The following is a 24366-nucleotide window of genomic DNA, read 5'->3' on the forward strand; positions in this document are numbered from 1 at the left end:
ATTGCACCTTTCACGGGATCTGTCGTCACCCGATCATCGCACTTAGGAGCGTGGATTGAATAAATCTGTAAACTGTACGGTCGGGTTTAGCAGGCTCATCTGCACGCTGTAATAGATTGATGGCAAAACCCGCTTGTACCCGATATCGCACTGATTTAATTCCCATTCCGGTGTTGCTGAATCTAATGCATGAATTTTGTCGGGGCTTTTCGCGAAACGCCTACAGCCGTTGGCGATCGCCATGGTAGGTTTACACTGTGGCTGATTCGGTATCTTGCAATGTCATACCGCTTTAAATGGTTTCCAGTGCAAATGCGGACGCTCGTAGGGGCGGGTTTAGCTGTTTACTAACGGCAAACCCAAGCACTTATCTGCAAAACCTGCCCCTACCGATATCTGTCTTGAACACCATTTGATTTGGTATCAGATGAACCGCTGCGATCGTAGCCGCTAGCTCTTTGCTCTTAGCACATCGCGCAGGAGCCCTCTACCTCAGGCTGTTCAACCGCAACGTGAGACGCAAAGCGGAGATCAGTCCAAACTCCATAGGATTTGTCAGAAGCGGTGATGATAGTTTGTAGCCCTTGAGTTGCTAACTTACAAGCACAGACAAAAGCGGTCGATCGCTGAGCGGGAATAAAAGCTTCAACCAGTTTGTACAACCTTCCTTGATGATTCATGCCCTTGTAAAAACTGCCATCAAAATAAAATGTGAATGGCTTCACAGAATCCTCATGGATGACGGCGGGTAATATCGAAGAGAACATCAGAGTAACTGGGTGATGAGATCATGTATAGCTATCCCAAATGAGCTGTATAGCAAGCGAAGGGTTGATCAGGATAGGGCAAGGGTTCCGCACTGGCTTGGAGCAAAACCCATACCTCTCTTGTCTCAACTATCTCGGAAGTTGCTACAAGTGCAAACTGGTTATCTCAGAACCGAGAACAGGGCACTTGCTCAATGGATTAGCAAGACAAATGGTTATAGACCTCATCATCTTATGTAAATTTTGTTTAAGCATCAGCGTCATGGCTTAGAACGCTGTAATTCAGTCAGCAGATGCGCGTAATTACAGAAAACCCTCTTTCAAGACCTCTAAAGGGAGTGCTAGATTAACTATCTGCCTTAATGGGAATAGTTTTTCCTTTACAAATTTTTCCTTTACAATTTATTAACAGTCATTTAGTTATTGTTAACTCATCCGATATTGGTAAGGAAATAGTCGGATTTGTATAGGAGAGAACAAAACACTCGTGTTTTGGGTTCTGCTTTTATCTATTTTGGACTGAAGCAGTTGGAGCAGTCGGGGTGCTAGTAACTTATAGCTAATTTTCTATGGCAACTGAGGAGTTGGTGAAGACGGGGTACAGAGGCAGAACTCCTGGCTAGGGGCGCAGTCTCCATACCCCCCTTGTCTCAACTATCTCGATAGCTATATATATCTCGTAGAAACTAATAATCGGTCGGCCAATACCTAAAGAGGATTCATCTCAAGGAACTGCAACTATGGGGGCATACAAGAATGCAATGGAAGTGCTGGTTGAAGAGGAAGTTGACCGTCAGGTAAAAGCCTTGCCTGCTCGTTCAACGGTATACATCAATCGATTAGAGCTAGTTGCCTACGCTCTAAACCAATTGCCGTCTCTTTATGCGACTAGCGAGAGAGGATTTGACTACCAGCTACAACGGGGTCGCTCTAAGTTTCAAGAACAGATTACTCAAGCGGTACGGCGTGCCCTGGCTGCAATTCGTCGAGATCCCATTCGCACCTATGCTCCGCTGCAAGCTCCCCATCAGTCTGCTCCATTGCGTGAAGTGCTACACGAGCTACGACTGTTGTTGAAAAATGACAAAGTTGACTGGGAAACGTTACCCAAAGAGGTGGAGCGTGCCTTATCCACCCAACGCCCACCCCAACAGAAAGGCATGACCTGGGATGCACGGTACGAGGCAACTACTCACAGCTACCCCAATCGACGAGTGCCCCCTGCTTTACGTCATCCCAACTATGCCACAGATAATACGGTAATTGATTCTCCTGTCACTCAGTTGCAGTCTCCACCGCCACCTCCCCCAAGTTATCGCCCTGCACCTCGACCCAACCAGGATGCAGCGAAGCGAGTCAATGCCAATCGGTATGACGCGCCTGAAACAGAGGCTCCAGCTTCAGAATATGGCTGGGATGACCCGTTCTACAACATCTAGCAGCGCAACAGCTTTAGGAATGGGAATTAAATCAATTTGATATTGGGTAGGTTTTGCCGTGAAATCTATTGCAGCGTGCAGATGGGTCTGCTAAGCCCACCTGTATAGGTTGTGGATTTAATTGATAACGTCAGTTCGGTTTAAAGGCCCGGCGAATGAATTCGCGGCTACTAGAGCGAAGTCCGCCGACGCGACTCCGAGAAGATGCAGGATTTGACGAACTGACGCAGGTCGGTTTTGCTCCTATAGTTGCGGTTTTTTAGCTTTGGTCAGAAGGCTCAGGACAAAGGCTACGGCTCAAACCCTGATTCCAGGGGAGCCGTCTGACTCGCCTCCTCCATCGAATGTGGCTATGGCTATAACCGCCAAAATCCCTACCCTGAACTCAGGTAACTTACCGATAGACTGGCAACAGCACTGTAAAGATCGACCCTTCACCGGGTTTACTCTTAACCGAAATCGATCCACCGCAGCGTAAAAGTAGTTGTTGTACGATCGATAGCCCCAATCCTGCTCCGCTGGACTCATCACCAGAACCAGAACGTGCTTTGTAGAAGCGATCGAAAATTTTGGGAATGTCGGTTGGGGCAATACCAACACCGGTGTCTTGAAACTCAATCTGGACGTAATCGCCCTGTTGCTTGGCTCGTACCCAGACCCGCCCTCCCTGGGATGTAAATTTAATGCCGTTATGGAGGAGGTTAATCACGATTTGGCGCAACCACGCGCTGGAGCAAGACACCGCAGGCAAGTCCTCAGGAATGGTGTACGCCACCATCACTCCTTTCTCTTGTGCCAGGGGTTGGTAGGTGCTGATGACACCCGGCACAATATCTGCCAACCGGAGTGGTTGAGTGGAGTTGTGTTCTATTGTGTTTTCGAGTTGGATTAAATCTAGAACGCTGGTGATGAGGGCACTCTGGCGATCGCACTCCTGGGTCAACAACTCCATGTATTTCTGCCGTTGAGCGGCTTTGAGGCTGGGAGAATTGAGCAGGGTCACAGCCGTTTTCATGGTAGTGAGGGGAGTTCGCAACTCCTGCCCCACATTCTTTAAAAACTCATCCTTTAATCGAATGGCATTTAACAACTCCTCATTCTCCATTTGTAGAGCCGCCGCTGTCTCTGCTTGCCGCCGCGAAGCTGCGTTGCTGTGCCAGATTTCCTCCTGTTGTTGAATCTGGCGAGTAAGCAACTGCCCTAGCATGAGAGGGCTTTGGTGGGCGATCGCCACTGAGCGGGTCAGTTCATCCCAATTCTGCAACAGTTCATCTACTTCAACGGTCAGGGGCTGATCTGCCTGACCCACGCAGATTGCTCGATGAATTCCATCCAAAATGCGTTGAATGGTGGCAGATTCAAAAGAACACAGCCCCAACAAGGGATGTTTTCGTTCTAATTCATCATCACCCGCTTGACCTACTTTGGTGATGGTCAGTGGCACGTCTCCAGCTACCGCATCAAAGCGGTTACCCCGCACAGAGCGTGGGCGGTGTGCCAGCACCAATCCAGAAAACTCAGGAGAAATGACCAGCAAAAAGTATTCTCGGCGCAGTTGGCTTTCGGGTGCCAATGGCAAGATCAGGTTTTGAGTGGGATGAACCCCAGCAGTAGATACAATTCCCTGATCATCAATCAAGTCGGAATCCTCAATCTCTGAGGGAGTTAGCTCGGTGTGGGTTGACTCAGAGTGATTTGATTCTGGCTGGGTTGGCTCAGAAGCATGGCTATAAGAAACCTCTGTCACGGGGCTAGCCGGTGTTTCTCCCAGTTTGTCTTCTTCCCGATGGGTCTGGAGACTATAAACGGAGGAGTTTGACCCGGCTAGTTTGCAATAGCGGTCTACTTCTGCTTGCCAGACAGCCCCACGCGGCAGCTTCAGCAAGACCGTAGCGGGTATTTGGCGATCGATCAAAACATCCAAAAAAGTAGTCACCACTGACTTAAACGTAGTGGGACTAACCTGGAGCGGATGGGGGGGCTGTTCGACACTCAGTGCCAATTCATACAACGACACATCATGCAAGCTAGATGAGATCATAGGATTTCAAAGGGGCACGAATTTTAAAGCCACGGTCTTTAGGGAAGACTGCCCTGCTTTCAGACTGTATCTAGAACTTGAAGAAGTTTCCAGTTCTCTGTGTAGTTTTTCAAAGTTCGTAACCATAGCAGTACTCACTAAGGTTAGGACGGGGTGCAGGGGTGGAATCCCTGGCTGGGGGCGCAGCCCCCACACCCCCTTGTGTCCTAATGCATATACGTAGGGCTATACATCTATGCCAGTATAGACAATCGCTCAGTCAGTGCCAGTTGTGCTTGTTCACGGTCATCAAAGTGAACTTTTTCAGTCCCTAAAATCTGGTAATCTTCGTGACCTTTTCCAGCGATCAGCACCCCATCTCCTGATTTTGCCTGCAAAATTGCCGTCCGAATTGCTTCTGCCCGATCGCAAATGACCAGAGGGTTGACCGACTCTGGAATGCCTTCGACAATATCTTGCAAAATTCGCTGTGGGTCTTCGGTGCGGGGGTTGTCGGAGGTGACGATAACCCAATCTGCCAGATCAGCTGCGATCGCCCCCATCTTGGGTCGCTTTGTCCGGTCGCGATCGCCCCCACAACCAAACACACAGATCATCCGCTGTTGAATGAACGGTCGGGCTGCTTTCAGCAAATTCTCCAAGCTATCGGGAGTGTGGGCATAGTCAACGATGACGCTGATATCCTGCTCAGATTTGATCTGCACTCGCTCAACTCGACCGGGGACTCCAGCAAAGTGGGGCAACGCTTGGGCGATCGCCTCCAGGTCTAATCCCAGGTGTAGTGCGGCTCCCACCGAGGCTAACAGATTTGATAAATTGAACTGTCCCACCAGTGGCGACTCAAAGGGCACCGACCCTTTGGGGGTGTGCAATACGCCAGAAACGCCACTCGACCCATACACCAGGTCACTCGTCCACAGGTCAGCCGTCGTATCGGTAACGCTATAAGACCAGACGCGATCGCGCCCAATCTGGTTGATCAGTCGTTGCCCGTAGGGGTCATCCCAATTCACAATCGCCCGTCCCTGGAGGTATTGGGGACTAAACAATAACGCTTTTGCCGCAAAATAATCGTCTAGATCTTTGTGATAGTCCAAATGATCCTGCGTCAGGTTGGTAAACACTGCCACCTCAAAGGGGCATTCCAGCACCCGTCCCTGTGCCAGTGCGTGGGAACTGACCTCCATCACCGCCAATTTGCATCCCGCTGCGACCGCTTCCGCTAGTTGTTCCTGCAACTCCAGGGCAAAAGGGGTCGTGTGAACTGCTGTCTTCTGGTAGCCCATCCAGCGAGCATAAAGGGTGCCTAACAGAGCCGTAGGTTGTTGAGCCCGCAACAAAAAGAATTCGATCAGGTGAGTCGTGGTGGTTTTGCCATTGGTGCCCGTCACGCCCACGAGTTGTAACTGTTGCCCCGGATAGCCATAAAACGCAGCGGCCAGTCGAGCGCAAGCCGACACCATATCGGGTAGAGCAATGACACACGCCTGTTGCAACTCTGGAGAAGGAGCAGGCTTTTGTGCTGCTGCCGGAGATACCAGAGCCGCGATCGCCCCTGCCGAAATGGCACTCGACCAGAACTCACCACCATCGACCCGCGTTCCCGGCATCCCGATAAACACGTCTCCCGGTTTGCACGCATGGGAATTGGTGGCTAACCCCAGAACCTCTTCATCGAGAGCGGGGTGCTGCGGCAGCGTCACGGCATCAGGCAACGTCGCTAACAACTCACGCAATTTCATGTCAAGACCTCCTCACATAACCTTGCGCCTATTCTGACCTATTTTTCACTCCAAATTTCTGTAACATCTGCTCCACTTGTTGCACCGATGCGCGAGGTGAGAGGCGAGGCAAGGGAGTTAAGGCTAAAGGATGAGGGCTAAAGGATAAGGAATCTTGACTTTTATCCTTTATCCTTTCGCCTTCATCCTTCTGCAAAATCAGCACCGGAATCTCGTATTGATACGCCTGAAACCAATCTTCACGGGTGGTAATGTCTCGAATCTCTAACTCAAAGTCAAGGGTGTGAAGCTGCTCTAGTTTCTCCTGTAAGCCTTCGCACAAGTGACATCCGGGCTTGCTATACAAAATTAACTTGCTCATGATAAGGCTTTATTCCTATCTGGTTATGTGCCTTTCCACAGTAAAATGGTTGGTGTTGCAAGATACTAAATAAATGTGAAGGGTATGACCACTCCTGCTACGACCCCGGTGATTGAACCTCAGACGCTTGATTTAGAGGCTCTGAACAAACAGTATGATACCGCTCATCCCAGTGAGGTGCTGGCATGGTGTGTCGCAAACCTGCCCACTGGATTGGTGCAAACGAGCGCGTTTAATGTGGATGATTTGGTGATTACAGACATCCTGTATCGTCAACTCAAGCCTGCTAATCCGGTTCCTGTGATGTTTCTGGATACGCTTTACCACTTCCCTCAGACGTTGGAACTGGTGGCAAAAGCCAAGGATCTCTACAACTTGAATCTGCAAACCTACAAGATTCCTGATGTCGATAGCCGCGAAGCGTTTCAAGCCAAGTACGGCGATGCCCTGTGGGAAACTGATGTGGCTCAGTTTCACCACCTGACCAAGATTGAACCATTGCAACGGGGTCTACAGGAGTTGGGGGCGATCGCCTGGATTACGGGTCGTCGTCGGGATCAAGCCGTGACTCGTGCTGATATGCCCGTATTTGAGCTAGACGGCAACCAACGCCTGAAAGTGAATCCCCTCGCTGCCTGGACTCGCAAACAATCCTGGGCATATGTGGCAGAGCACAACATGATCTACAATCCCCTCCATGACCAGGGCTACGCCAGCATCGGTGACGAACCCCTCACTACCCCGATCGCCGAAGGCGAAGATGAACGGGCAGGACGTTGGCGCGGTATGGGCAAAACTGAGTGTGGCATTCACATCTAGGAAGGGATAAAGGATGAAGGGTAGTGTTTCAGATCTGTTGCTACTAACCCCCGGCTGTCGCCGTCCCCCTTACCAAGGGGGACTATAGGGGGTCTTACAGAGGTTATCAACAGGTTTGGAACACCACCCACTAGATGCACCCCCTTTAGCCCTTATCATTTATCCTGCTTTTTCCCTTTCATCCTTTAGCCCTTATCGTTTATCCTTTCATCCTTTGCGGTAGGATTAGTACAAATGTTTAGCTACTAGTCCTACTTGGTTATGAAGATCCTCCATCTCTCGGATATTCACCTGGGCAGTGGATTTTCCCATGGTCGAATTAATCCAGTCACCGGGTTGAACACCAGATTGGAGGATTTTGTCAGTACGCTGAGCCGATGCATTGATCGAGCGATCGCCGAACCCGCAGATTTGGTTCTCTTCGGCGGCGATGCCTTCCCCGATGCGACGCCACCTCCAATTGTGCAGGAAGCATTTGCCAGGCAGTTTTGCCGATTGGTGGATGCCCAAATTCCAACCGTGTTGCTCGTTGGCAACCACGATCAGCACTCCCAGGGTCAGGGGGGTGCCAGTTTGTGTATTTACCGGACGCTGGGGGTGCCGGGTTTTATTGTGGGCGATCGCCTGGAAACCCACCGCATCAGTACTCGCAACGGCGACATTCAGATCATTACGTTGCCCTGGTTGACGCGCTCCACCCTGTTGACGCGCCCCGAAACCGAGGGACTGTCGATGATTGAGGTCAACGAGTTACTGATCGATCGCCTGCGAGTGGCATTGGAAGGCGAGATTCGTCGGTTAGACCCCACAATTCCTACGGTATTGTTGGCGCACTTGATGACAGACACCGCACGCTATGGAGCAGAGAGATTCTTAGCCGTAGGTAAGGGCTTCACGGTGCCGATGGCGTTGCTGACCCGTCCCTGTTTTGACTATGTAGCACTGGGGCATGTGCATCGCCATCAAGTGTTGTGTGAGCAACCTTACATTGTCTATCCCGGCAGCATTGAGCGAGTCGATTTCAGCGAAGAGTCGGAGGAAAAGGGCTTCGTATTAGTCGAGATCGAACGTGGCTCCACCCAGATTCAGTTTTGCTCCGTACCCGCTCGCCCCTTTTGCACGATTCGAGCCGATGTTTCCCAAGCCGACGATCCCCAGGCAGCGTTATTAGCGGCGATCGCCCCAAATGCCATTGACGATGCTGTGGTGCGGTTAGCCTATCAGGTTCGCGCTGATCAACTGGAAGCGATCGACAATAATGCTCTCCATGAAGCGTTAAGCCTTGCCCACACGTACACGATTCACCCGGAAGTGGTCAGCCAATCAGCGCGATCGCGCTTACCAGAGTTGGGGGTGGGGAACAGCACTGACCCGATCGAGTCGCTCAAAACCTATCTAGAGAACCAAACTCACTTAAGCGATATTGCCGCTGAAATGCTGGAAGTGGCGCAGCGATTGCTGGCAGATGAGGAGGTCTGGGTCGAGGCAGAAGGTGATCTTTTGGCAGAACCCGCCGAAGCTCAACTGCGATTGTTATAGTATTGAGATCTTGGCTGGCAAAAACGCTGATAACGTAGCGACTTATGCTTGTGTCTCATTTGCTTGGTTGAATCGCTCCAAAATCTTGTTGACGAAGGTTTCACCATCGATTGGAGGAGTATGGTTTGAGGCTTCGATTGCTGCATCGATTGTTACCCGAACTTCCTGAACCCATTCGGCTTCAGAGCGATCATATTCATCCAACAATCGCAAAGCAATTTCTAACACCTCCTCATTTTAAGCTGCTGAGCCTTAACCTACTCCCCATTCCCTACTCCCTACTCCCCACTCCCTACTCCCCCTTCAGGGTTTGCCAATCCTGTTGCAGGTGATTGCCCCATTGAACTGCTAACGCTAGCTCTGTAAAGGGGATGCGAATCGTGGTTGTGGGAAGTTGAAACTCCAGGGCAGCACGATCTTTCGTTTGCGATAGAGCATCGGGGTCAACGGTGCTCAGATTCAGGACGCGATCGCCCACTACGATTTGAATTTGCTTCACCTCTTTAAGGGAAAAGGATTGCAGATCTACCGGACCTTGACGGGTAGGCTTTCCCCAGGTCAACTCGCTGCCTTTTTGCCCCAACACAGCATAAATGTCATATTTGGCATGATCAAACTGTTGTGCCCATGTTTTGTAAGTTTCCAGCTTTTGATATTCATTCCACCCTGCCCACGCTAGCCCGATAAAGACAAAGAGCAGCGGTAACCATAACAATCCCCGTGTCATTTCACCCGACCTGAATGCAACATAAAGCCGTCTCCCTCAGAGGGAGCGATCGCCTTGTTCTTTAAAGCTTACGCAGTAAAGCACATTTGTGTCTGTTGCCTTTAGATTAGTTCTAGGGCTTTATTGATTAGACGCGATCTTGTCCTCACCCTATTCCCAACGGTTCCGCCCATGTCTTACCTTTTTCTGTATCTCATTGCGGTTTACCTGCTGTTGTTCGCGGTTCCCTACCTGGTTATCTTTCAGCAGCTTTCGGGGTTGCCGTTTCAGCACTCCAGCTATCTGTTGAAGCATGAAGACGAGGTGCCTGACTACATCAAGCAGGTGTTTAAGACCTCAGTGCAAGAATTGGAAATGTTGGGCTTTGAGTTTAGTAGCTATTACCAGGTCGATGATATTTTAGGGGCGCGACGGTGGGGCGTGTTGATGCAACAGGTGCCCTGCCGCTCGTTTGCTGTTTTAGCGGTGAATGCTCTCCCTGATCCAGCAAACCCGGTTATCACAACCTTTTATACCTTTTTTGAACAGGGGAACAAGCCGAATTTTTTATTGATGACGATGAATGCGTTAGCGCATGGCATTGTGGGGCAAATGCCAAATACCCTTGTGCTGGATAAATATGTGCTGACGACGGAGGAACAGTGGAACGTTCACAAAACTAAGTTACAAGAGTTGGGGAACAGCCAGTTTGCCCAAATTGATACCTACACGACGTTCGTAACTAAGCTTCAGGCACACGAAAACGCTTATATCGATAGCTTAATTCAAGCTAAAACCTTGGCGCGCCTACCCCGTCGGGGAAACAGCATGACACCGGATGGTGCTTCGTTTCTCTATTTGGGGTTGTTGCCTGCTGTGCAAACGGCATTCAAGATGGGGCGGGGCAATCCTAAACGGATGTCAGTCTTAAAGCAGCGACTGGCGCAGGTAAAACCAAATATGAGTGAAGCTGGCTCCATTCCGGTTGAAGCAGAAGTAGACGCATACCAATACTTGCAAAAGTTTGAGCAGGGGCGATCGCGTCGGGGTGCCAAGCTGTGGATTTTGGTGTTGAGTCTGGTGGTGTTTTTTCTGTCCTTTACCCATCTGTTTCCCTGGCAGGATTTGCTGATCCTGATTGGAGTTCTGTTTCTGCATGAGTTGGGACACTTTGTGGCGATGCGGAGCTTTGGCTACGAAAATACCTCTATTTTCTTCTTACCATTTTTTGGAGCGGCTACCTCCGGTCGCAAAGACCATGCCACTCTCAGCGAAAAGGTCATGGTGTTGTTGGCGGGGCCGTTGCCTGGATTGCTGCTCGGCTGTGTGTTGGCGATCGCCCTGTCCCAGGAGGTCAGCCAATCCGCCTCACTCGCCTCTGCGATTAACTTTTTGATTATTCTCAACTATCTCAACCTGTTGCCCATTTTTCCGCTGGATGGAGGACGGGTAGTCAATCTGCTGCTGTTTGCACGATATCCCTGGGCTGATCTCATCTTCAAGGGCTTTACTGTCTTGTTGATTGTCACGTTGGCAATGATGGCTTTTGGTGACCCGTTTTTGCTGTTTTTGGCGATCGTGGTGGGGTTGAGCATTCCCAATAGCTATCGCAGTGCTCGCATTCTCAAACAGCTACGGCAGATTAAACCCAATGACCCTGTGGAACAGTTTGTTCAACCTGTTAGTCCATCCCCTGCGTTGTTGTCGAGGCTGTTTACTGCTGTGAAGCAGGCGGGATATGGAGCGATGCCATTCAACCAAAAATACAACCTGGTGAAATCGCTGGTGCAACTGCAACAGGAACCCAATGTGAAATGGACAACTCGAATGGGGTTGCTGGTGTTTTATGGGGTGAGTTTAGTGGGAGGATTAGTGCTGGCGGTCGTGAGTCTCACCATTTCAATGCGGCCCCTCTGAAGTTGACTCTGCTAAACTATGACCTCGTCTCTATCTCTGGAAGCTGCTCACCAACTGTTAAAGCAATTTGATTGCACTCGCCCTAACCCTGCTCTGACGAACGATTATGGGCAACTTCAAGATGCCTTAAGAACCGTGGCGCAACACTCGGATTATCAAATTTTGGGTATTTGTGCCGATACGCTAGCGCAAGGGGTCGTGGCGTTAGAGGGCTATATAACAGCCTTAGGCTATGACTATGAACCCCAACTAAACTCGATGGATGGTGTGGTCTATATCAAGTTCAACCCCAAGTCAGGGTTGTGTTATGCCAGTCCTTATGAAGGGCACCATCGTGGTGTTTTGGTGTCGTGTCAGTCAGCTTACGCTGATGGCGTGAATGAAACCTATGGACATTTACCTCTGGATCTCTTTGCCTAGTCCTTTATCAATCCTTGCGCCGTAGCCAGATGCCCCGCAGTCCTGCGGCTTTTGCGCCTTCATAGTCTTCTCGGTAGCTGTCGCCGATGTGCCATGCCATCTCAGGTGAACAGTTGTGTTTTTTTAATGCAGCTATAAATAGCTGTGGATCGGGCTTGGCTGCCCCAACTTCTGTTGAGATAGTGACAGACTTGAAGTATTTGGCTAACCCTAATGCATCCAACACTGCATGAATCCGCGAGTCAAAGTTGGAAATGATGCCTAACTCAACGCCCTGATCGTGCCAATGGATCAATGTGTGGCGGGTATCTGGATACACAAACCAGGGTTCTGCCGTTGTGAAATGGGCATAAAGGGCAGTGAAGAACACTTCAAAGTCAGAAAACTGCCCTAATACGCCTGCTTCTTGAAAGGTTTCAGCGGCGATCGCCCACCACCAGGCATATTCCCGCTCTGGAACATAGGTGGCATTGACCCCGGCAAATGCCATCGGAGGAGCGGCTCGAAAGGCTTTGAAAAATCCTTCATTTAAGACCTGCGGATCAGCCGTCACCCCAAACTGTTGAGCCAGATTAGAATAGGCTTGACCAACGCTGCCTCGCACCCCAAACAGCGTTCCAACGGCATCAAAAAAAATAACTTGAGGATAGTTCATCTATTGCCGAGATAACTTCTTATTGCAGTGAGGATGGGATGAACAGGTAGAGCCTCCGACTGGAGATATTGTCCCCCAACTCCCTTCATGTCTGACTTTCCTCAGGTGGGGCGATCGCTTAACTTCATCAAACGACTCGCTTACCGCAGAAAAAAATAACATGCCTTCTGCATCAGGAACCTTCGCTATTCATCTTACGGCAGATGCAAGAGTTTAATCCATGGCTGATGTGCAGGCTGAGTCTGTGCCTTAGCAAAGTGGAGGATGCTGACCTATTTCAACCAACTAAAAAAGCAGGGCTTACCCAGTTAGATCCTCCAAATCCTCTTGGAAAGGGGCTTCCGGAATTCCCCTCCTCTAAGCTACGGTGTAGACATAAGTCCTCTCAGCCTCCTAAATCCCCTAACTTTGGGAGATTTTGAGCCTTTGTCAAAGGTCTTGACCCAACCAAAAGCACCCGTACTTGGAACCGATGCGAAGCGCGCCTTTGGGTAAACTGAAATACCTTCTGCTAGGGGGTTTGGGGGAGGCAGTGGCGTCCCCCAATGGGGGTCTGGGGGAGACTCCCCCAATGCCTGGTTCTCAAACGCTTGAAACAACCGTGCACCTCATTTGGAAGGAAGCAGAGATCTGTGTACACGGTAGCTCTTCTAAAGGGGCTAGGGGGGATCAAAGTTTTAGGCTTCAAGTGTGTAAGTTCTAACAATAAAGTAGGGGTGAGTCGTAATTCACCCCTACTTTATTGATGGAAATCGGTAATGATGGAAATCGGTTTAGTTATCGATCGGCTTTGCGCCCATTCCCATCACAGCACTCTTCGTAAAGTTAATGCGCTGCTCAAAGTCTAACCCTTTGATTTGTTCAACAAAGTTATTTGTCTCAGAGGGCAACTGATAGTTAGATGGAAATCCAATAATGGAACCATTCTCCATCCCTTGAGCCAGCATCAGCCACAGTTCTAACTTGCTGCTGGAATTGAGTGCGCTGTAAGCCTGACCAATCTGGTTATTTGCACAATTAATAATGTCGCGTTGGGCTTGCAGTTGCTGATCTTGAGGCAGAGCCTGAATCTGATCAAAGATCGCTTTGCTAGTCACTTCCACATCAATGGGAGGAGCAGGATGCAATTGATCCTTAATATCCAAGTAGCCATACCACAACAAAGCGAGTTGAGTATCCGCATCAAATTGTTTGAAATTGTCGTACGCTTGTCTGGTTTTGTTATCCGCTGTATACGTCATAACTACTCCTAAATTGGGGTCTATGATTCCTTGCTGGAAGAGAAACAGAAGCCAGTTCTATGTCTCTTTCATAGACGTTAATGACAACTGGGATCGCTATAACCGTACAAAGGATGGAGATGCGATCCCCTGCTTCTGACAGATGGAATATCGATTGATATGGAACCCGTTGCACTAGAGAAGCACGATGTCTTATACATAGGCGAAACATTTAACGAGTGGGTCTTCAACGACATTGCATTCTTTGAACTGAGTGCTTTGCCTCTGCTGCCGCTCTTCACAAACGGGTTTGGTAGGGCTCCTGTCTTTTGTCGTAATGTGACCTCTGTCTTCAGATTGTTTAAGCCCAACATCTAATGCAGTAGAACTAGGGTATTAAATCTCATGGAGATTGTATTCTATGAAACTGAATTTCGTAACGAAGCAGCTTTCGTCTCTGGGACGTTGGTTAGCGACTATGCTAGTTGGTCTATTGGCGATCGCCTTCATCTGGCAAGGGGCATTCACAACCGCTGCATTGGCTAGCCCAAACCCCACCTTGATCGCTTCCAGAGATGCGGGGGATCAAGTGCAGCAAAAGACCCGTGAAGGGGCTAGAGATGCCAAAGGGTTCATTCGTGACACGGCTAACAAAGTGGAACGCACAGCTGACCGCAATGCCAGTCGAGTAGATCGGGCGACCGATAATAAGGGGAGTGGTGGTTTCTTTAGCCGCCGAGCCAAGATCGATCGCGATCGCATCCACATGAGAGCAGAGCAAGATGCTGCTCGGACTCAACGGGCTGTAGACAACAGCAGAAATGCAGTTGAGCGGGCTGTAGACGACATCAAGGACGCATTAGATTAGATTTTTAGCTCACATCGACATTCTGGGTAGTGTTTCAAATCGGTTGCTATTGATCCCTGGTTGTTGCCGTCCCCCTTACCAAGGGGGACTACAGCAGGGTGGTTTCATACAAGTGAAAAATTTTTGGGCGTTGCTGAAATGACAAATGATACGTAAATTCCCAACGTGAGCGAGACGCTCACTCTATCGGGATCATCACAAGGGAGTGCGAGCATCTTGCTCGCGATTTCATATCCTCAATCAGCAACGCCAATTTTTGCTTCGCCCCCCTAGCCCCCCAATTTTGGGGGAAATTGGTCTGAAGTCCCCCAGAGTTGGGGGATTTAGGGGGCAAATTAAGGGGATTAAACTCCAATTCACTTTTCTTCGTGTATGTGAAACCACCCTGGACTACAGGGGGTTCTTACAGAGGCTATCAACAGGTTTGGAACACCATCACATTCTGATCGATATCCCCGGCATCTCGCAGGTGCTGGGGATTTGTGATGAAACGGATATTCTCTTTTGTGTTACTCTTGTCTGCGCTATAAGAGATTCCATAGCTGCCCTCTCTACAGAACCTCCCGATGTATGATATAAATCTACAGTAATCGCGTCGGTAAACAGGGTTTTAAGTCTGTCGATCGTTTTCTCATTACTTATTCCAAGGGGATTACAACAGTGGGTATTGTCGTTGAAGATGTATCTAAGCAGTTTGGTAGCTTTCAGGCACTCGATAAGGTCAGCTTAGAGATCAAGACAGGTTCGCTGGTTGCCCTGCTTGGACCCTCTGGCTCTGGAAAGTCTACTCTACTGCGGTTGATTGCCGGATTAGAAACCCCCGATACGGGCAAAATCCTGCTAACGGGTAGAGATGCCACTCATGAGAGCGTACAAGATCGCAATATCGGGTTTGTGTTTCAGCACTATGCTCTGTTCAAGCACATGACCGTTCGCAGAAACATTGCGTTTGGGTTAGAGATTCGTAAGACCCCTCCTAATAAAGTCAAACATCGGGTCGAAGAGTTGCTGGAACTGGTGCAATTAAAGGGACTGGGCGATCGCTATCCTTCCCAGTTGTCGGGCGGTCAGCGGCAAAGAGTCGCTCTGGCGCGTGCCCTGGCAGTGGAGCCAAAAGTCCTGCTGCTTGACGAACCCTTTGGTGCGTTAGATGCCAAAGTGCGAAAAGACTTGCGAGCCTGGTTACGTCGCCTGCATGATGAAGTCCACGTCACGACCGTTTTTGTTACCCACGACCAGGAAGAAGCGATGGAAGTCGCTGACGAAATTGTGGTCATGAACAAAGGGCAGATTGAGCAAGTAGGCACTCCGGCTGAAATTTACGACAATCCGGCAACGGCATTTGTCATGAGCTTTATTGGACCTGTCAATGTCTTGCCCAGCACTTCAAATATCTTCCAGGACAACGGCTTTGACTCCGCTCTACCAGAAGTATTCTTGCGTCCGCAGGATGTCGTGATCCAAACCGAACCTAACGGCACCACGGTTTCCGCTCGTGTGAGTCGTTTGATTCACCTGGGATGGGAGATTCAAGCCGAATTGACCCTCGATGACGGGCAAGTCGTTACCGCTCACCTGACGCGCGATCGCTTTGATGAACTCAAACTAGAACCTCAGCAACGAGTCTACGTCAAACCCAAAGAGGCAAAGGCATTTCCGATCTACTACTCAATTTGAGGGAGTAGGGAGTAGAGGGGTAGAGGATTGGAGGGGTAGAGGATTGGAGGGGTAGAGAAGTGGAGGAGTAGAGTTTCGGCTCTTATCCTTTATCCTTCATCGCTTATCCTTTCTCTTTTCTTTCTTCTTTTTTCCCTCCTCCCTCTTTCCCATGCCACTCTGCCGCTTTCTGCCGGATCACCTGCAATTCCTCCGGTGAGATCCGTTCCAGGTTTCGCAAGATCTGAAACATGCGGTGGTTCTTTTTGAGTTTGTCGTAGTGTCGTGCCAAAAAGTCCCAATAGAAGAAGTTAAACGGGCAGGCATTGTCACCAGAGCGATCGCGCGGTTTGTAGGTGCAACCTTTGCAATAGTCGCTCATGTTGTTGATGTAGTTAGCCGAAGCGGCGTAGGGCTTGGATGCCATCATGCCTCCGTCAGCAAATTGACCCATGCCAATGACGTTGGTTTGCATGACCCAGTCGTAGGCATCGATGAAAGCAGCGTGGAACCAGTCCTCGGTTTCCTGAGGAGAAATGCCCGCAATCAACGCAAAGTTATTCAACACCATCAGCCGTTGAATGTGATGAGCGTACCCGGTTTCTTTGACCTGCGTCAAAATCTGGTGCAGGCAATTCATCTGCGTGTCGCCCGTCCAATAGAAGTTGGGGAGTGGTTGCGTGTGGTTAAACCAGTTGCGCTCCGGGTAGTCCTCACCCATGTAAATGTAGATGCCGTGCATGTATTCGCGCCAACCCAAGACCTGGCGAATGAAGCCCTCAACGCTGTTCAACTCCCATTCACTCTGATGTTGAAGGTAGGCTCGCTCTGCGGCTTGCACCACTTCTAAGGGATGCAACAATCCCAGGTTGAGATAGGGGGAAAGCATGGCGTGCCACATGGTTTGCTCACCTGTCACCATCGCATCTTGATAGGGACCAAACTCAGATAGGCGGGTTTCAACAAAGAAGTCGAGGACTTGCAACGCTTGCGATCGCGTCACTCCCCAGCGAAAGGGTTCAATCTGCCAGTATTCCTGGCTATCTTTGCAGGCAGGCGACTGTTTTACCCAGTCGATCACATCCTGCGTGATGGCATCTGGCTCAAACCACAACGCCTCTGGCAAAGTCAGCTTGCCCTTGGGGGGTTTGCGGTTCTCACGGTCAAAATTCCAGCGTCCGCCAGCGGGTTGATCCCCCACCATCAAAATGTTGAAGCGTTGGCGTCCTTCGCGATAAAAGTCCTCCATCACCAGTCGCTTGCGCTGGCTTGCCCACTGTTTGAACTCCTCATCTTGCCAGATGAAGCGGTTACTGGGGGTAAAGGTAACAGCACAGGGCAGGTTGAGTTGCTGAATCAGTTGAGCAAAGGGGCGATCGGTGGGAGTCATTACCCGCAACTCGCTGATCTGGTATTGCTGAATCCAATCGAGCAACAGTGTCTTAAAGTCTGGGGCTTGCACATAGGTCACTGCCCATCCGGCTTGGCGCAATTCCTCTGCAAAATGGCGCATGGCAGACCATACCAGCACCAGCTTTTGCAGGTGATAGGGCAACTTCTGGGCATGGTGCAGCGACTCAATAAAAAGAACGGGGGTCTGCGATTGTTGCAGTAAACAACTCTGTAAGGCGGTTTGCTCTGCCCACAGTTGATCGCCCAAAACCCAAACGCCTGTCGTCATGATGAATGATGCAGATAAAACGCCTCATCTCTAAGGGTATGAGAAGAACTTTACATTACGCAACATAAACAAGAAGGAAAAAAGAAGGGGGAAGAAGAGGAAAGGATAAACGATGAAGGATGAAGGATGAAAGGTGAAATGCTATATCCCACACCCCACACCCTACTCCCCACTCTCCTTTCCCTCCAGCAACAGTCCCCAGGTGGCGTTGTAGGGATGCACGGCTTGCGTTTCATGCTCCATCCCATCGGTTGTAATGTGATAGACGGGATAGCCCTGATTCACCCACTCAAACAGCGACCCTTCCAGGTTGAAAACATTTTGATAGCCCAGTGTTTGTAATGCTTGGGCAAACTGGGCAGAGCGATAACCCACAGAGCAGTACACCACGATCGCCCCTGTTGTATCCTCTGCCAGGGGCAACTGATCTGGATCTGTTAACATCGATCGCTCAACTCGATGGGCGTTGGGTAAGTGACTCACCTCAAATTCTTCAGGGGTTCTGGCATCCAACAGTAACGGTTTAGAAGAACCAGGTTGTTGCAATTGCTGGGCTAACTTTGCGATCGCCATCTGCTGAACCCCCGGAAACTTAATCCGAATCCAGGCTTTAAGGACGTTCCAGACAAGCGATCGCCCAATATTCATGGTTTACCTCACCCTGCTAACCTCACCAACTCCCTGACGCTCCTCCACCCGATGAATGACCTCCACCCGATGAATGATCACCACCGGAGCCAGAGGAACTGTTGTGATCGTTATCGCTTCGGGTCAAGTGTGGGATGATTCGATCATAGCTGTGATCATAGGAACAGTTTTGGCAGGTTTCAGTAATTCTGGCTAACCCTGTACTGGTGTAGGTCGCAGAGTAGATGGTTTGGGTTCTGACTGACAAGGTTTTGCGATCGCACCTGGAGCATCGTCTGTAACCGGAGAAATAGTTTTGATAGGGGTTCACCGAATGATAACCACAGCTTTGGCAGAGCCAAACATCATAATCAACTGATCCCAGGCTTTCTTCTCTTTGTTCTTCTCTGTTTAAATATTGGTCATCTGCCATCTCATCCAGTCGTGTCATTGGGGTTTGACATTGAGGGCAAGAACGCTTGCGATATCGTCTCCGTATCTGAAACAGTGATATACCCGTAACTACAGCGATTAATCCTCCAACAATATTCCAAATCTCACTGGAGCCATCATGGCTAACGCCATCATTCGAGAGATAGGGTGGAGCATTGCTAACGCCAGGATTGTTAATTACACCCGGATTATTGTTACGAGCACCGGAGTTGACACGAGTTGGGTTAAAGCGACTGACAACGGCATTAACACCTGCAACGGTTCCTTGGCTAATCTGCCCTTGGCGAAAATAGGGCAGCATGACTTCATCAATAATGGACTGTGCAATGCGGTCGCCACTGCTGTCATAGCCTGCTCCTAATTCGATGCGAACCCGACGATCGCGTGGAGCCACCAAAATCAAAATTCCATCATTGCGGCTGCGATCGCCAAGTCCCCAAGTGTTAAAGATATTGGTGGCAAACGCCTCAATCGAGGCATCTCCGGTGCGATAGTCAGAGACTGAATTGATTGCCAGCACGACAGCCTGAATTCGCGTTTCGTTGGTAAATTGGGCTAGAGTAGCGCGAATCGTTGCCTTATCGTTAGCATTTAGAACTTGCCCGTAGTCATTCACATAGGGGTCAAGCAGGGGAGGATAAGGACTTTGCGATCGGTTTTGTGCAGCAGTACTAAAGCTAGACGTGAGAAGAATTAGAGTGGTGGCGATCGCCACAAACCCATATCGATAACGATGCCACAACTCAGTAAACCAGGTTCGACGAGTCCAAGCAACGCCTTGCATCATCAATTCTCCTATCACGAGCTAGGTTCCTTCAGCAAGCCGCTCCAAAACGGTCAAGCATCTAGAGAGTTCAACTTCAATCTCCAGCCTAAGCATTCCCGATTCCGGTAAATGAACCGCCAGTGAGTTAGATCGGAGCGTAGTATCATACTGGCAAGCTGCATCCTTATAGCAGTACTCACTAAGGTTAGGACGGAGTGCAGGGGTGGAACCCCTGGTTGGGGGCGCAGCCCCACACCCCCTTATGTCCTGATGCATAGGCGTAGGGCTATAAATGGAAGTGGCATGAATTTCACCGTTCCTGCTCATGCAATATGACACCTGGAATCAACTTCTCCACCGTTATGTAGATTCGCAAGGTCGAGTCAACTACACTGCCTGGAAAGAGGAATCCGTCGAGATCTTAGATCAATGGTTGATTGAGATCCGTTCCACTCAATTGATAGAGTTAACGACGACCGAGCAACGGTTGGCACTATGGCTTAACCTCTACAATGCGTTGGTGATCGCCCAAGTGTTAGCCTTCTATCCGATCGCCACTATTCGCCCGACGATCTTTGGCATTCCTGATTGGATTTCCTTCTTTCGCTTCTTTTCGCGTCCACTCTATCAATTGGATGGCACCCGTTATAGCTTGAATGCGATCGAACATGGAACCTTGCGGAAGGAGTTTACTGAACCCCGAATTCACTTTGCGTTGGTGTGTGCGGCGATCGGGTGTCCACTGTTGCGGGCGGAGGCGTATGAACCGGAACGAGTGTATGCTCAGTTAGAGGAGGATGCTCAGCGGTTCATCACCAATTCTTACAAAGTTCGGTATGACGCCCAAACGCAAACGCTCCATTGCAGTCAAATCTTTAAGTGGTACAAGGCAGATTTCTTAAAGGTGGCTCCGTCGCTAACGGCATACATTCAACGGTACTTGCTAACTGTGACAATGCCTGATGTGACTCGCGTCCGCTACCTTCCCTACGATTGGCGATTAAACCAACGCAATAATCAGAGGCATTTGCTGAAGTAGCAACTGTCTTCTGTCAGGGTGTGGCATGCGGTCAACAAGTTCTTGGCGTAACTGAGAAATTATAGCTTTGGTCAGCAAGCTTAAGGCAAAGGCAATGGCTCCAACCCGGATGCTGGGGAGGCTTTCTGACTCGCCTCCGCCCCATCGAATGTGGCTACGGCTATAATGCCGAATGCTACGCCCCTCCATTCTCCTACCGCACTTCTTCATAGAACCGCTTCAAATTGGTTGCAGAGACTCCGATGCCCCATAAAAAACCAATACTCAAATAGATAAACGTTGCTTTCCAAACGCCCCAATGAGCCACACGGCGATCGGAGGACTGCACAACCCGATTAACCTGACGAATCCGCCCATAGCGGGTCAATTTCAGACACAAATCCGCCTCCTCCATAATGGGCATTGCCGCATCAAATCCGCCACACTGCCAAAAATCTTGCCGCCGACAAAACATGACCTGATCCCCAAACAACAGGCGCAAACCCTTGAAGAAAAACAAATGAGGACGGAAGAATAATGGGGCGTAATAGGTTTTGAGATAGTTGTGTAGAGACACACTCCAACGGGTGACGTGGGTTCCCTGCATGAGCGAAATAAAGCCACCACAGGCGATCGCCGGATCTGTCAGGGTTGTCTCAATCACCGTTACCAGATCATCAGGCACCAGCGTATCGGCATGAAGAAAACAGAGAATCTCTCCAGTTGCCACCGTTGCACCCAGGTTCATCTGAACCGATCGCCCCTGGTATTGGGCTGCAACGACTGTGACGCCTGCTTGATGAGCGATCGCCACTGTCTCGTCTTGGCTGCCTCCATCAACGACGACAATCTCTCTGGCAGGTGGATTGAGGATGCTCAAATAACGCAGCGTCCGCTCCAGACAGGAGGCTTCATTTAACGTCGGAATAATGATAGAAACTTGAGCCACTTCACCATCCAAATCTTTTCAATCCATACTCTACTGAGATAGCTATATGGAGCGATCGCGGGTTATATCAAATCCGTTTAATTAACCCTAATTATGGTAAGGGGATGCGGTTGAACTCGGCTAGGTTCAAGTGTTATCTGCTAAACCCACCCGTGCAACATCGCAGTCATGAATCCGGGTTTGATATGGGGTCAATAATGATTGTTTTGTCTCTCTATTTAGCTAGCCTATAGCAATGGTTTATACCTCTATCTTGAGGATTAGAGCTTTCAAGAATTACATTTCTACAAATTTCTAGAATGACGCTATTTGCTTGTTTTTACTACTCTTTGAAAGCAAACTGAATCTTGTAATATTTTGAAAAATTTGCCCTATTCCTTAGATAGATGATTGCAGAATTTCCTCAGTTTAATGTCTAAATTGAAACGTGTTAAATCATTTGATATAAGCCAAAGGTTAGGTTTCTAATCGCCTCAAAAGCTAGAAACGGTGGACTCCCTGTCCTTCTAACTTTGGGAATACAGAAAGGACTTAACACTATTTTGTGCTTCAAATGCTTGTGCTCAAAATGAGCAGTTTGTGTTTAGAAAAGGTGGTCACAGTTATGTGAAATATCCTTTTCTATTTACTTATCTCTATATAATTTAGTGGTGGAAGGAAATGAGAACAAAATCGCAGTATTTTACAGCGTCATGGTTATGGCTTCCGGTAGTTGGATGCTTGAATTTTGCTGTTTCTCTCCCTGCGATCGCGGCTGTTGAAGTTAGCGAACCTGAAGTGATAGAGCTTGAAACAGACATCCAGACAGATATTGATACGAATCTTGATACCGAGGTGGAGTCAACTGATAACGATGCGTTACCGTTATTAACGCAGCCTGAATTAGGAGAAGATGCTGCCTCTGAAAATTTGGGTTCGGCTGTCCCTGAATCGACGGATTCTCAATCGACAATTGCTCAGTCCACTGTGATTCAGTCAACGGTTGCGCAGGCAACAGAAAGCGGAGGCAGTAATTCATCATCCACTGCAACTACTCCAACGGTTCAACAACTCGCCGCACCGTCAGTAGCCCAATCCGATATGGGGCAGGTGACATCTGTTAGTCAGCTTTCAGATGTGCAACCGACCGATTGGGCGTTTCAAGCGTTGCAGTCTCTGGTTGAGCGATATGGCTGTATTGCAGGCTATCCCGATGGCACCTATCGCGGCAATCGTGCTCTCACTCGCTATGAGTTTGCTGCTGGCTTGAATGCCTGTCTTGATCGCGTCAATGAATTGATCGCTGAAGGCTTGTCGCAAGCCGTGACACGAGAAGATTTAGCAACGCTGCAACGTCTGCAAGAAGAATTTGCGGTTGAACTGGCGACTCTACGGGGTCGAGTCGATGCTCTCGAAGCTCGCACCGCTGAATTGGAAGCTAACCAATTTTCAACCACCACCCGCCTCAATGGAGAGACGATTTTTGGGGTGGTTAGCGTGATAGATGGCGACAACGCTAATGGTGAATCTATTTCCCGCAACCCAACCTTTGGCTACCGGGTTCGTCTCAATTTAGAAACCAGCTTCACTGGAGAAGACCTGCTCACCACTCGTTTGCAAGCCAGTAACGTAGAGCCTTTAGGAGGTACCAATAGTGGAGTGTTGGGCACCAACGAAGGTCGAATTGAGTTCGATGGTGACAGCAACAATGAAGTAAGTTTAGCCCTATTGCGGTATCGCTTCCCCATTAGCGATCGCACCAACGTTTATATCGCGGCTACTGGAAACGGCTTTGTCGATTTAGATGCCTCCAGCCAATTAACTCCTTATCTGGATGGAGTAGCTGTTTCGCTGTTTGGTTTGCGTAATCCCATCTACAACTACTCCTTTGGGGCTGGTTTGGGTATCCGGCACTTCTTTAACGACAACCTGGAGTTAAACCTGGGCTACCTCACCCCTGATGCAGGCGACCCATCCCCTGGACAGGGCTTGTTTAACGGCAGATACGGTGCATTAGCGCAGCTGATCGTTTACCCCACTGAGGACATTCGCATCGGCTTTACCTACATCAATAGCTTCACCCCCTCTAACGATGATTTTGGGTTGGCGACAGGTAGTAACCTTGCCAACAGCGACTTTGGGCGAGCCGTTGTGACTAACTCCTACGGCATCTCAACCACGGTTGACATCACCCCAGGGCTGGCGATCGGGGGTTGGGTCGGTTATTCACAACACCGTTACATCGGTTTGGGTGATGGTGAAGTGTGGACATGGGCAGCCAGTCTTTCCTTCCCAGACTTGTTTGGCGAAGGAAACACAGGTGGCATTCTGGTCGGCATGGAACCTCGTTTAACAGAGTTGGATGCCAATATTAATGGTGGGGCTACTGACCCAGATGTGTCGCTGCACGTTGAGGCATTCTATCGCTATCGCCTGTCAGACAATATCGACATCACACCGGGTATTATCTGGCTCACCGCTCCTAACCATGAGCAAGACAATGACGATGCGGTGATTGGCGTATTGCGAACTCGCTTCTTCTTCTAAAACTAATACCAATTTGAATTGGCTTCGCTGCACATGATTCCGTAAGGGCGTTTCGCGAAACGCCCCTACCCAGTGATCTGCCACAATCAAACATTAAATCGGTATAAGGTTTAGGTAACGGTATCCATATTCATTGAAATGGGTTGCATTCTTCCAGTCATGGATTGCAATCCGTTTCAATGATTCGCGTTGATCC

At 49.5% G+C, this 24366-nt stretch carries 22 protein-coding genes; 10 read left to right on the forward strand and 12 right to left on the reverse strand.

The window, feature by feature from the left end; genetic code table 11:
- The first annotated feature begins 189 nt into the window (after window positions 1-189).
- The gene (locus H6G89_RS09480) at window positions 190-351 is read left to right on the forward strand and encodes a hypothetical protein (RefSeq protein ID WP_190505331.1); all 162 of its coding nucleotides are present in this window, start codon (window positions 190-192) and stop codon (window positions 349-351) included.
- A gap of 113 nt (window positions 352-464) precedes the next feature.
- Here the strand turns inward: H6G89_RS09480 and H6G89_RS09485 are convergent, their stop codons facing one another.
- Window positions 465-725, reverse strand: coding sequence for a hypothetical protein (locus H6G89_RS09485; protein ID WP_190505333.1), 261 nt, complete (start codon window positions 723-725; stop codon window positions 465-467).
- Between the two features lie 782 nt (window positions 726-1507).
- On the opposite strand from H6G89_RS09485, the gene H6G89_RS09490 reads away from it, so the two are divergent.
- A complete protein-coding gene (locus H6G89_RS09490) occupies window positions 1508-2206 on the forward strand; it encodes a late competence development ComFB family protein (RefSeq protein WP_190505335.1) in 699 nt (232 codons plus the stop codon).
- A gap of 394 nt (window positions 2207-2600) precedes the next feature.
- Here the strand turns inward: H6G89_RS09490 and H6G89_RS09495 are convergent, their stop codons facing one another.
- The 3 genes from H6G89_RS09495 to H6G89_RS09505 all read right to left on the reverse strand — a co-directional run bounded on the left by H6G89_RS09495 (window position 2601) and on the right by H6G89_RS09505 (window position 6350).
- Window positions 2601-4247, reverse strand: a complete 1647-nt coding sequence (locus H6G89_RS09495; protein WP_190505337.1) for a DICT sensory domain-containing protein — start codon at window positions 4245-4247, stop codon at window positions 2601-2603.
- A gap of 233 nt (window positions 4248-4480) precedes the next feature.
- On the reverse strand, window positions 4481-5989 hold the full coding sequence (locus tag H6G89_RS09500) for a UDP-N-acetylmuramoyl-L-alanyl-D-glutamate--2,6-diaminopimelate ligase (protein WP_190505339.1): 1509 nt from the start codon (window positions 5987-5989) through the stop codon (window positions 4481-4483).
- A gap of 28 nt (window positions 5990-6017) precedes the next feature.
- Window positions 6018-6350: a glutaredoxin family protein gene (locus H6G89_RS09505; protein WP_190505341.1), complete on the reverse strand. Its 333-nt coding sequence runs from the start codon at window positions 6348-6350 to the stop codon at window positions 6018-6020.
- 84 nt (window positions 6351-6434) lie between these two features.
- Here H6G89_RS09505 and cysH point away from each other — a divergent pair, with 84 nt between their 5' ends.
- Both cysH and sbcD read left to right on the forward strand, forming a co-directional pair.
- Entirely contained in the window at window positions 6435-7169 is a 735-nt protein-coding gene (gene cysH, locus H6G89_RS09510) for a phosphoadenosine phosphosulfate reductase (RefSeq protein ID WP_190505344.1), read from the forward strand.
- Window positions 7170-7430: 261 nt separating this feature from the next.
- Window positions 7431-8708, forward strand: coding sequence for an exonuclease subunit SbcD (gene sbcD, locus H6G89_RS09515; protein ID WP_190505346.1), 1278 nt, complete (start codon window positions 7431-7433; stop codon window positions 8706-8708).
- A 42-nt stretch (window positions 8709-8750) separates the two neighbouring features.
- Here the strand turns inward: sbcD and H6G89_RS09520 are convergent, their stop codons facing one another.
- Both H6G89_RS09520 and H6G89_RS09525 read right to left on the reverse strand, forming a co-directional pair.
- Window positions 8751-8936 carry a hypothetical protein gene (locus H6G89_RS09520; protein WP_190505348.1) on the reverse strand — a complete coding sequence of 62 codons (186 nt, stop codon included), beginning with the start codon at window positions 8934-8936 and terminating at the stop codon, window positions 8751-8753.
- Between the two features lie 64 nt (window positions 8937-9000).
- The gene (locus tag H6G89_RS09525) at window positions 9001-9435 is read right to left on the reverse strand and encodes a hypothetical protein (RefSeq protein WP_190505350.1); all 435 of its coding nucleotides are present in this window, start codon (window positions 9433-9435) and stop codon (window positions 9001-9003) included.
- A 171-nt stretch (window positions 9436-9606) separates the two neighbouring features.
- Between H6G89_RS09525 and H6G89_RS09530 the strand changes: the two genes are divergently transcribed.
- Window positions 9607-11331, forward strand: coding sequence for a site-2 protease family protein (locus H6G89_RS09530; protein WP_190505351.1), 1725 nt, complete (start codon window positions 9607-9609; stop codon window positions 11329-11331).
- Window positions 11332-11349: 18 nt separating this feature from the next.
- The gene (locus H6G89_RS09535) at window positions 11350-11751 is read left to right on the forward strand and encodes a DUF1824 family protein (protein ID WP_190505353.1); all 402 of its coding nucleotides are present in this window, start codon (window positions 11350-11352) and stop codon (window positions 11749-11751) included.
- A gap of 7 nt (window positions 11752-11758) precedes the next feature.
- Here the strand turns inward: H6G89_RS09535 and H6G89_RS09540 are convergent, their stop codons facing one another.
- Entirely contained in the window at window positions 11759-12406 is a 648-nt protein-coding gene (locus H6G89_RS09540) for an HAD-IA family hydrolase (RefSeq protein WP_190505355.1), read from the reverse strand.
- A 773-nt stretch (window positions 12407-13179) separates the two neighbouring features.
- Entirely contained in the window at window positions 13180-13647 is a 468-nt protein-coding gene (locus tag H6G89_RS09545; RefSeq protein WP_190505357.1) for an orange carotenoid protein N-terminal domain-containing protein, read from the reverse strand.
- A gap of 400 nt (window positions 13648-14047) precedes the next feature.
- Between H6G89_RS09545 and H6G89_RS09550 the strand changes: the two genes are divergently transcribed.
- Both H6G89_RS09550 and H6G89_RS09555 read left to right on the forward strand, forming a co-directional pair.
- Window positions 14048-14494 carry a hypothetical protein gene (locus H6G89_RS09550; RefSeq protein ID WP_190505359.1) on the forward strand — a complete coding sequence of 149 codons (447 nt, stop codon included), beginning with the start codon at window positions 14048-14050 and terminating at the stop codon, window positions 14492-14494.
- Window positions 14495-15154: 660 nt separating this feature from the next.
- Entirely contained in the window at window positions 15155-16171 is a 1017-nt protein-coding gene (locus H6G89_RS09555) for a sulfate/molybdate ABC transporter ATP-binding protein (protein WP_190505361.1), read from the forward strand.
- Between the two features lie 103 nt (window positions 16172-16274).
- On the opposite strand, the gene H6G89_RS09560 is transcribed toward H6G89_RS09555, so the two are convergent.
- The 3 genes from H6G89_RS09560 to H6G89_RS09570 all read right to left on the reverse strand — a co-directional run bounded on the left by H6G89_RS09560 (window position 16275) and on the right by H6G89_RS09570 (window position 19698).
- Window positions 16275-17831 (reverse strand): cryptochrome/photolyase family protein, encoded by a 1557-nt coding sequence (locus H6G89_RS09560; RefSeq protein WP_190505363.1) that lies wholly within the window; start codon window positions 17829-17831, stop codon window positions 16275-16277.
- A gap of 162 nt (window positions 17832-17993) precedes the next feature.
- The gene (locus H6G89_RS09565) at window positions 17994-18479 is read right to left on the reverse strand and encodes a rhodanese-like domain-containing protein (RefSeq protein ID WP_190505365.1); all 486 of its coding nucleotides are present in this window, start codon (window positions 18477-18479) and stop codon (window positions 17994-17996) included.
- A 22-nt stretch (window positions 18480-18501) separates the two neighbouring features.
- A complete protein-coding gene (locus tag H6G89_RS09570) occupies window positions 18502-19698 on the reverse strand; it encodes a TPM domain-containing protein (RefSeq protein ID WP_190505367.1) in 1197 nt (398 codons plus the stop codon).
- Between the two features lie 304 nt (window positions 19699-20002).
- Here H6G89_RS09570 and H6G89_RS09575 point away from each other — a divergent pair, with 304 nt between their 5' ends.
- Complete coding sequence (locus tag H6G89_RS09575; RefSeq protein WP_190505369.1) at window positions 20003-20716, forward strand: DUF547 domain-containing protein; 714 nt, start codon at window positions 20003-20005, stop codon at window positions 20714-20716.
- A 193-nt stretch (window positions 20717-20909) separates the two neighbouring features.
- On the opposite strand, the gene H6G89_RS09580 is transcribed toward H6G89_RS09575, so the two are convergent.
- Window positions 20910-21644 (reverse strand): TIGR04283 family arsenosugar biosynthesis glycosyltransferase, encoded by a 735-nt coding sequence (locus H6G89_RS09580; RefSeq protein ID WP_190505371.1) that lies wholly within the window; start codon window positions 21642-21644, stop codon window positions 20910-20912.
- A gap of 720 nt (window positions 21645-22364) precedes the next feature.
- Between H6G89_RS09580 and H6G89_RS09585 the strand changes: the two genes are divergently transcribed.
- Window positions 22365-24170, forward strand: a complete 1806-nt coding sequence (locus H6G89_RS09585) for an iron uptake porin (protein ID WP_242059883.1) — start codon at window positions 22365-22367, stop codon at window positions 24168-24170.
- Window positions 24171-24366: the final 196 nt, after the last annotated feature.

It is taken from the genome of Oscillatoria sp. FACHB-1407 (assembly GCF_014697545.1).
GTDB lineage: Bacteria > Cyanobacteriota > Cyanobacteriia > Elainellales > Elainellaceae > FACHB-1407.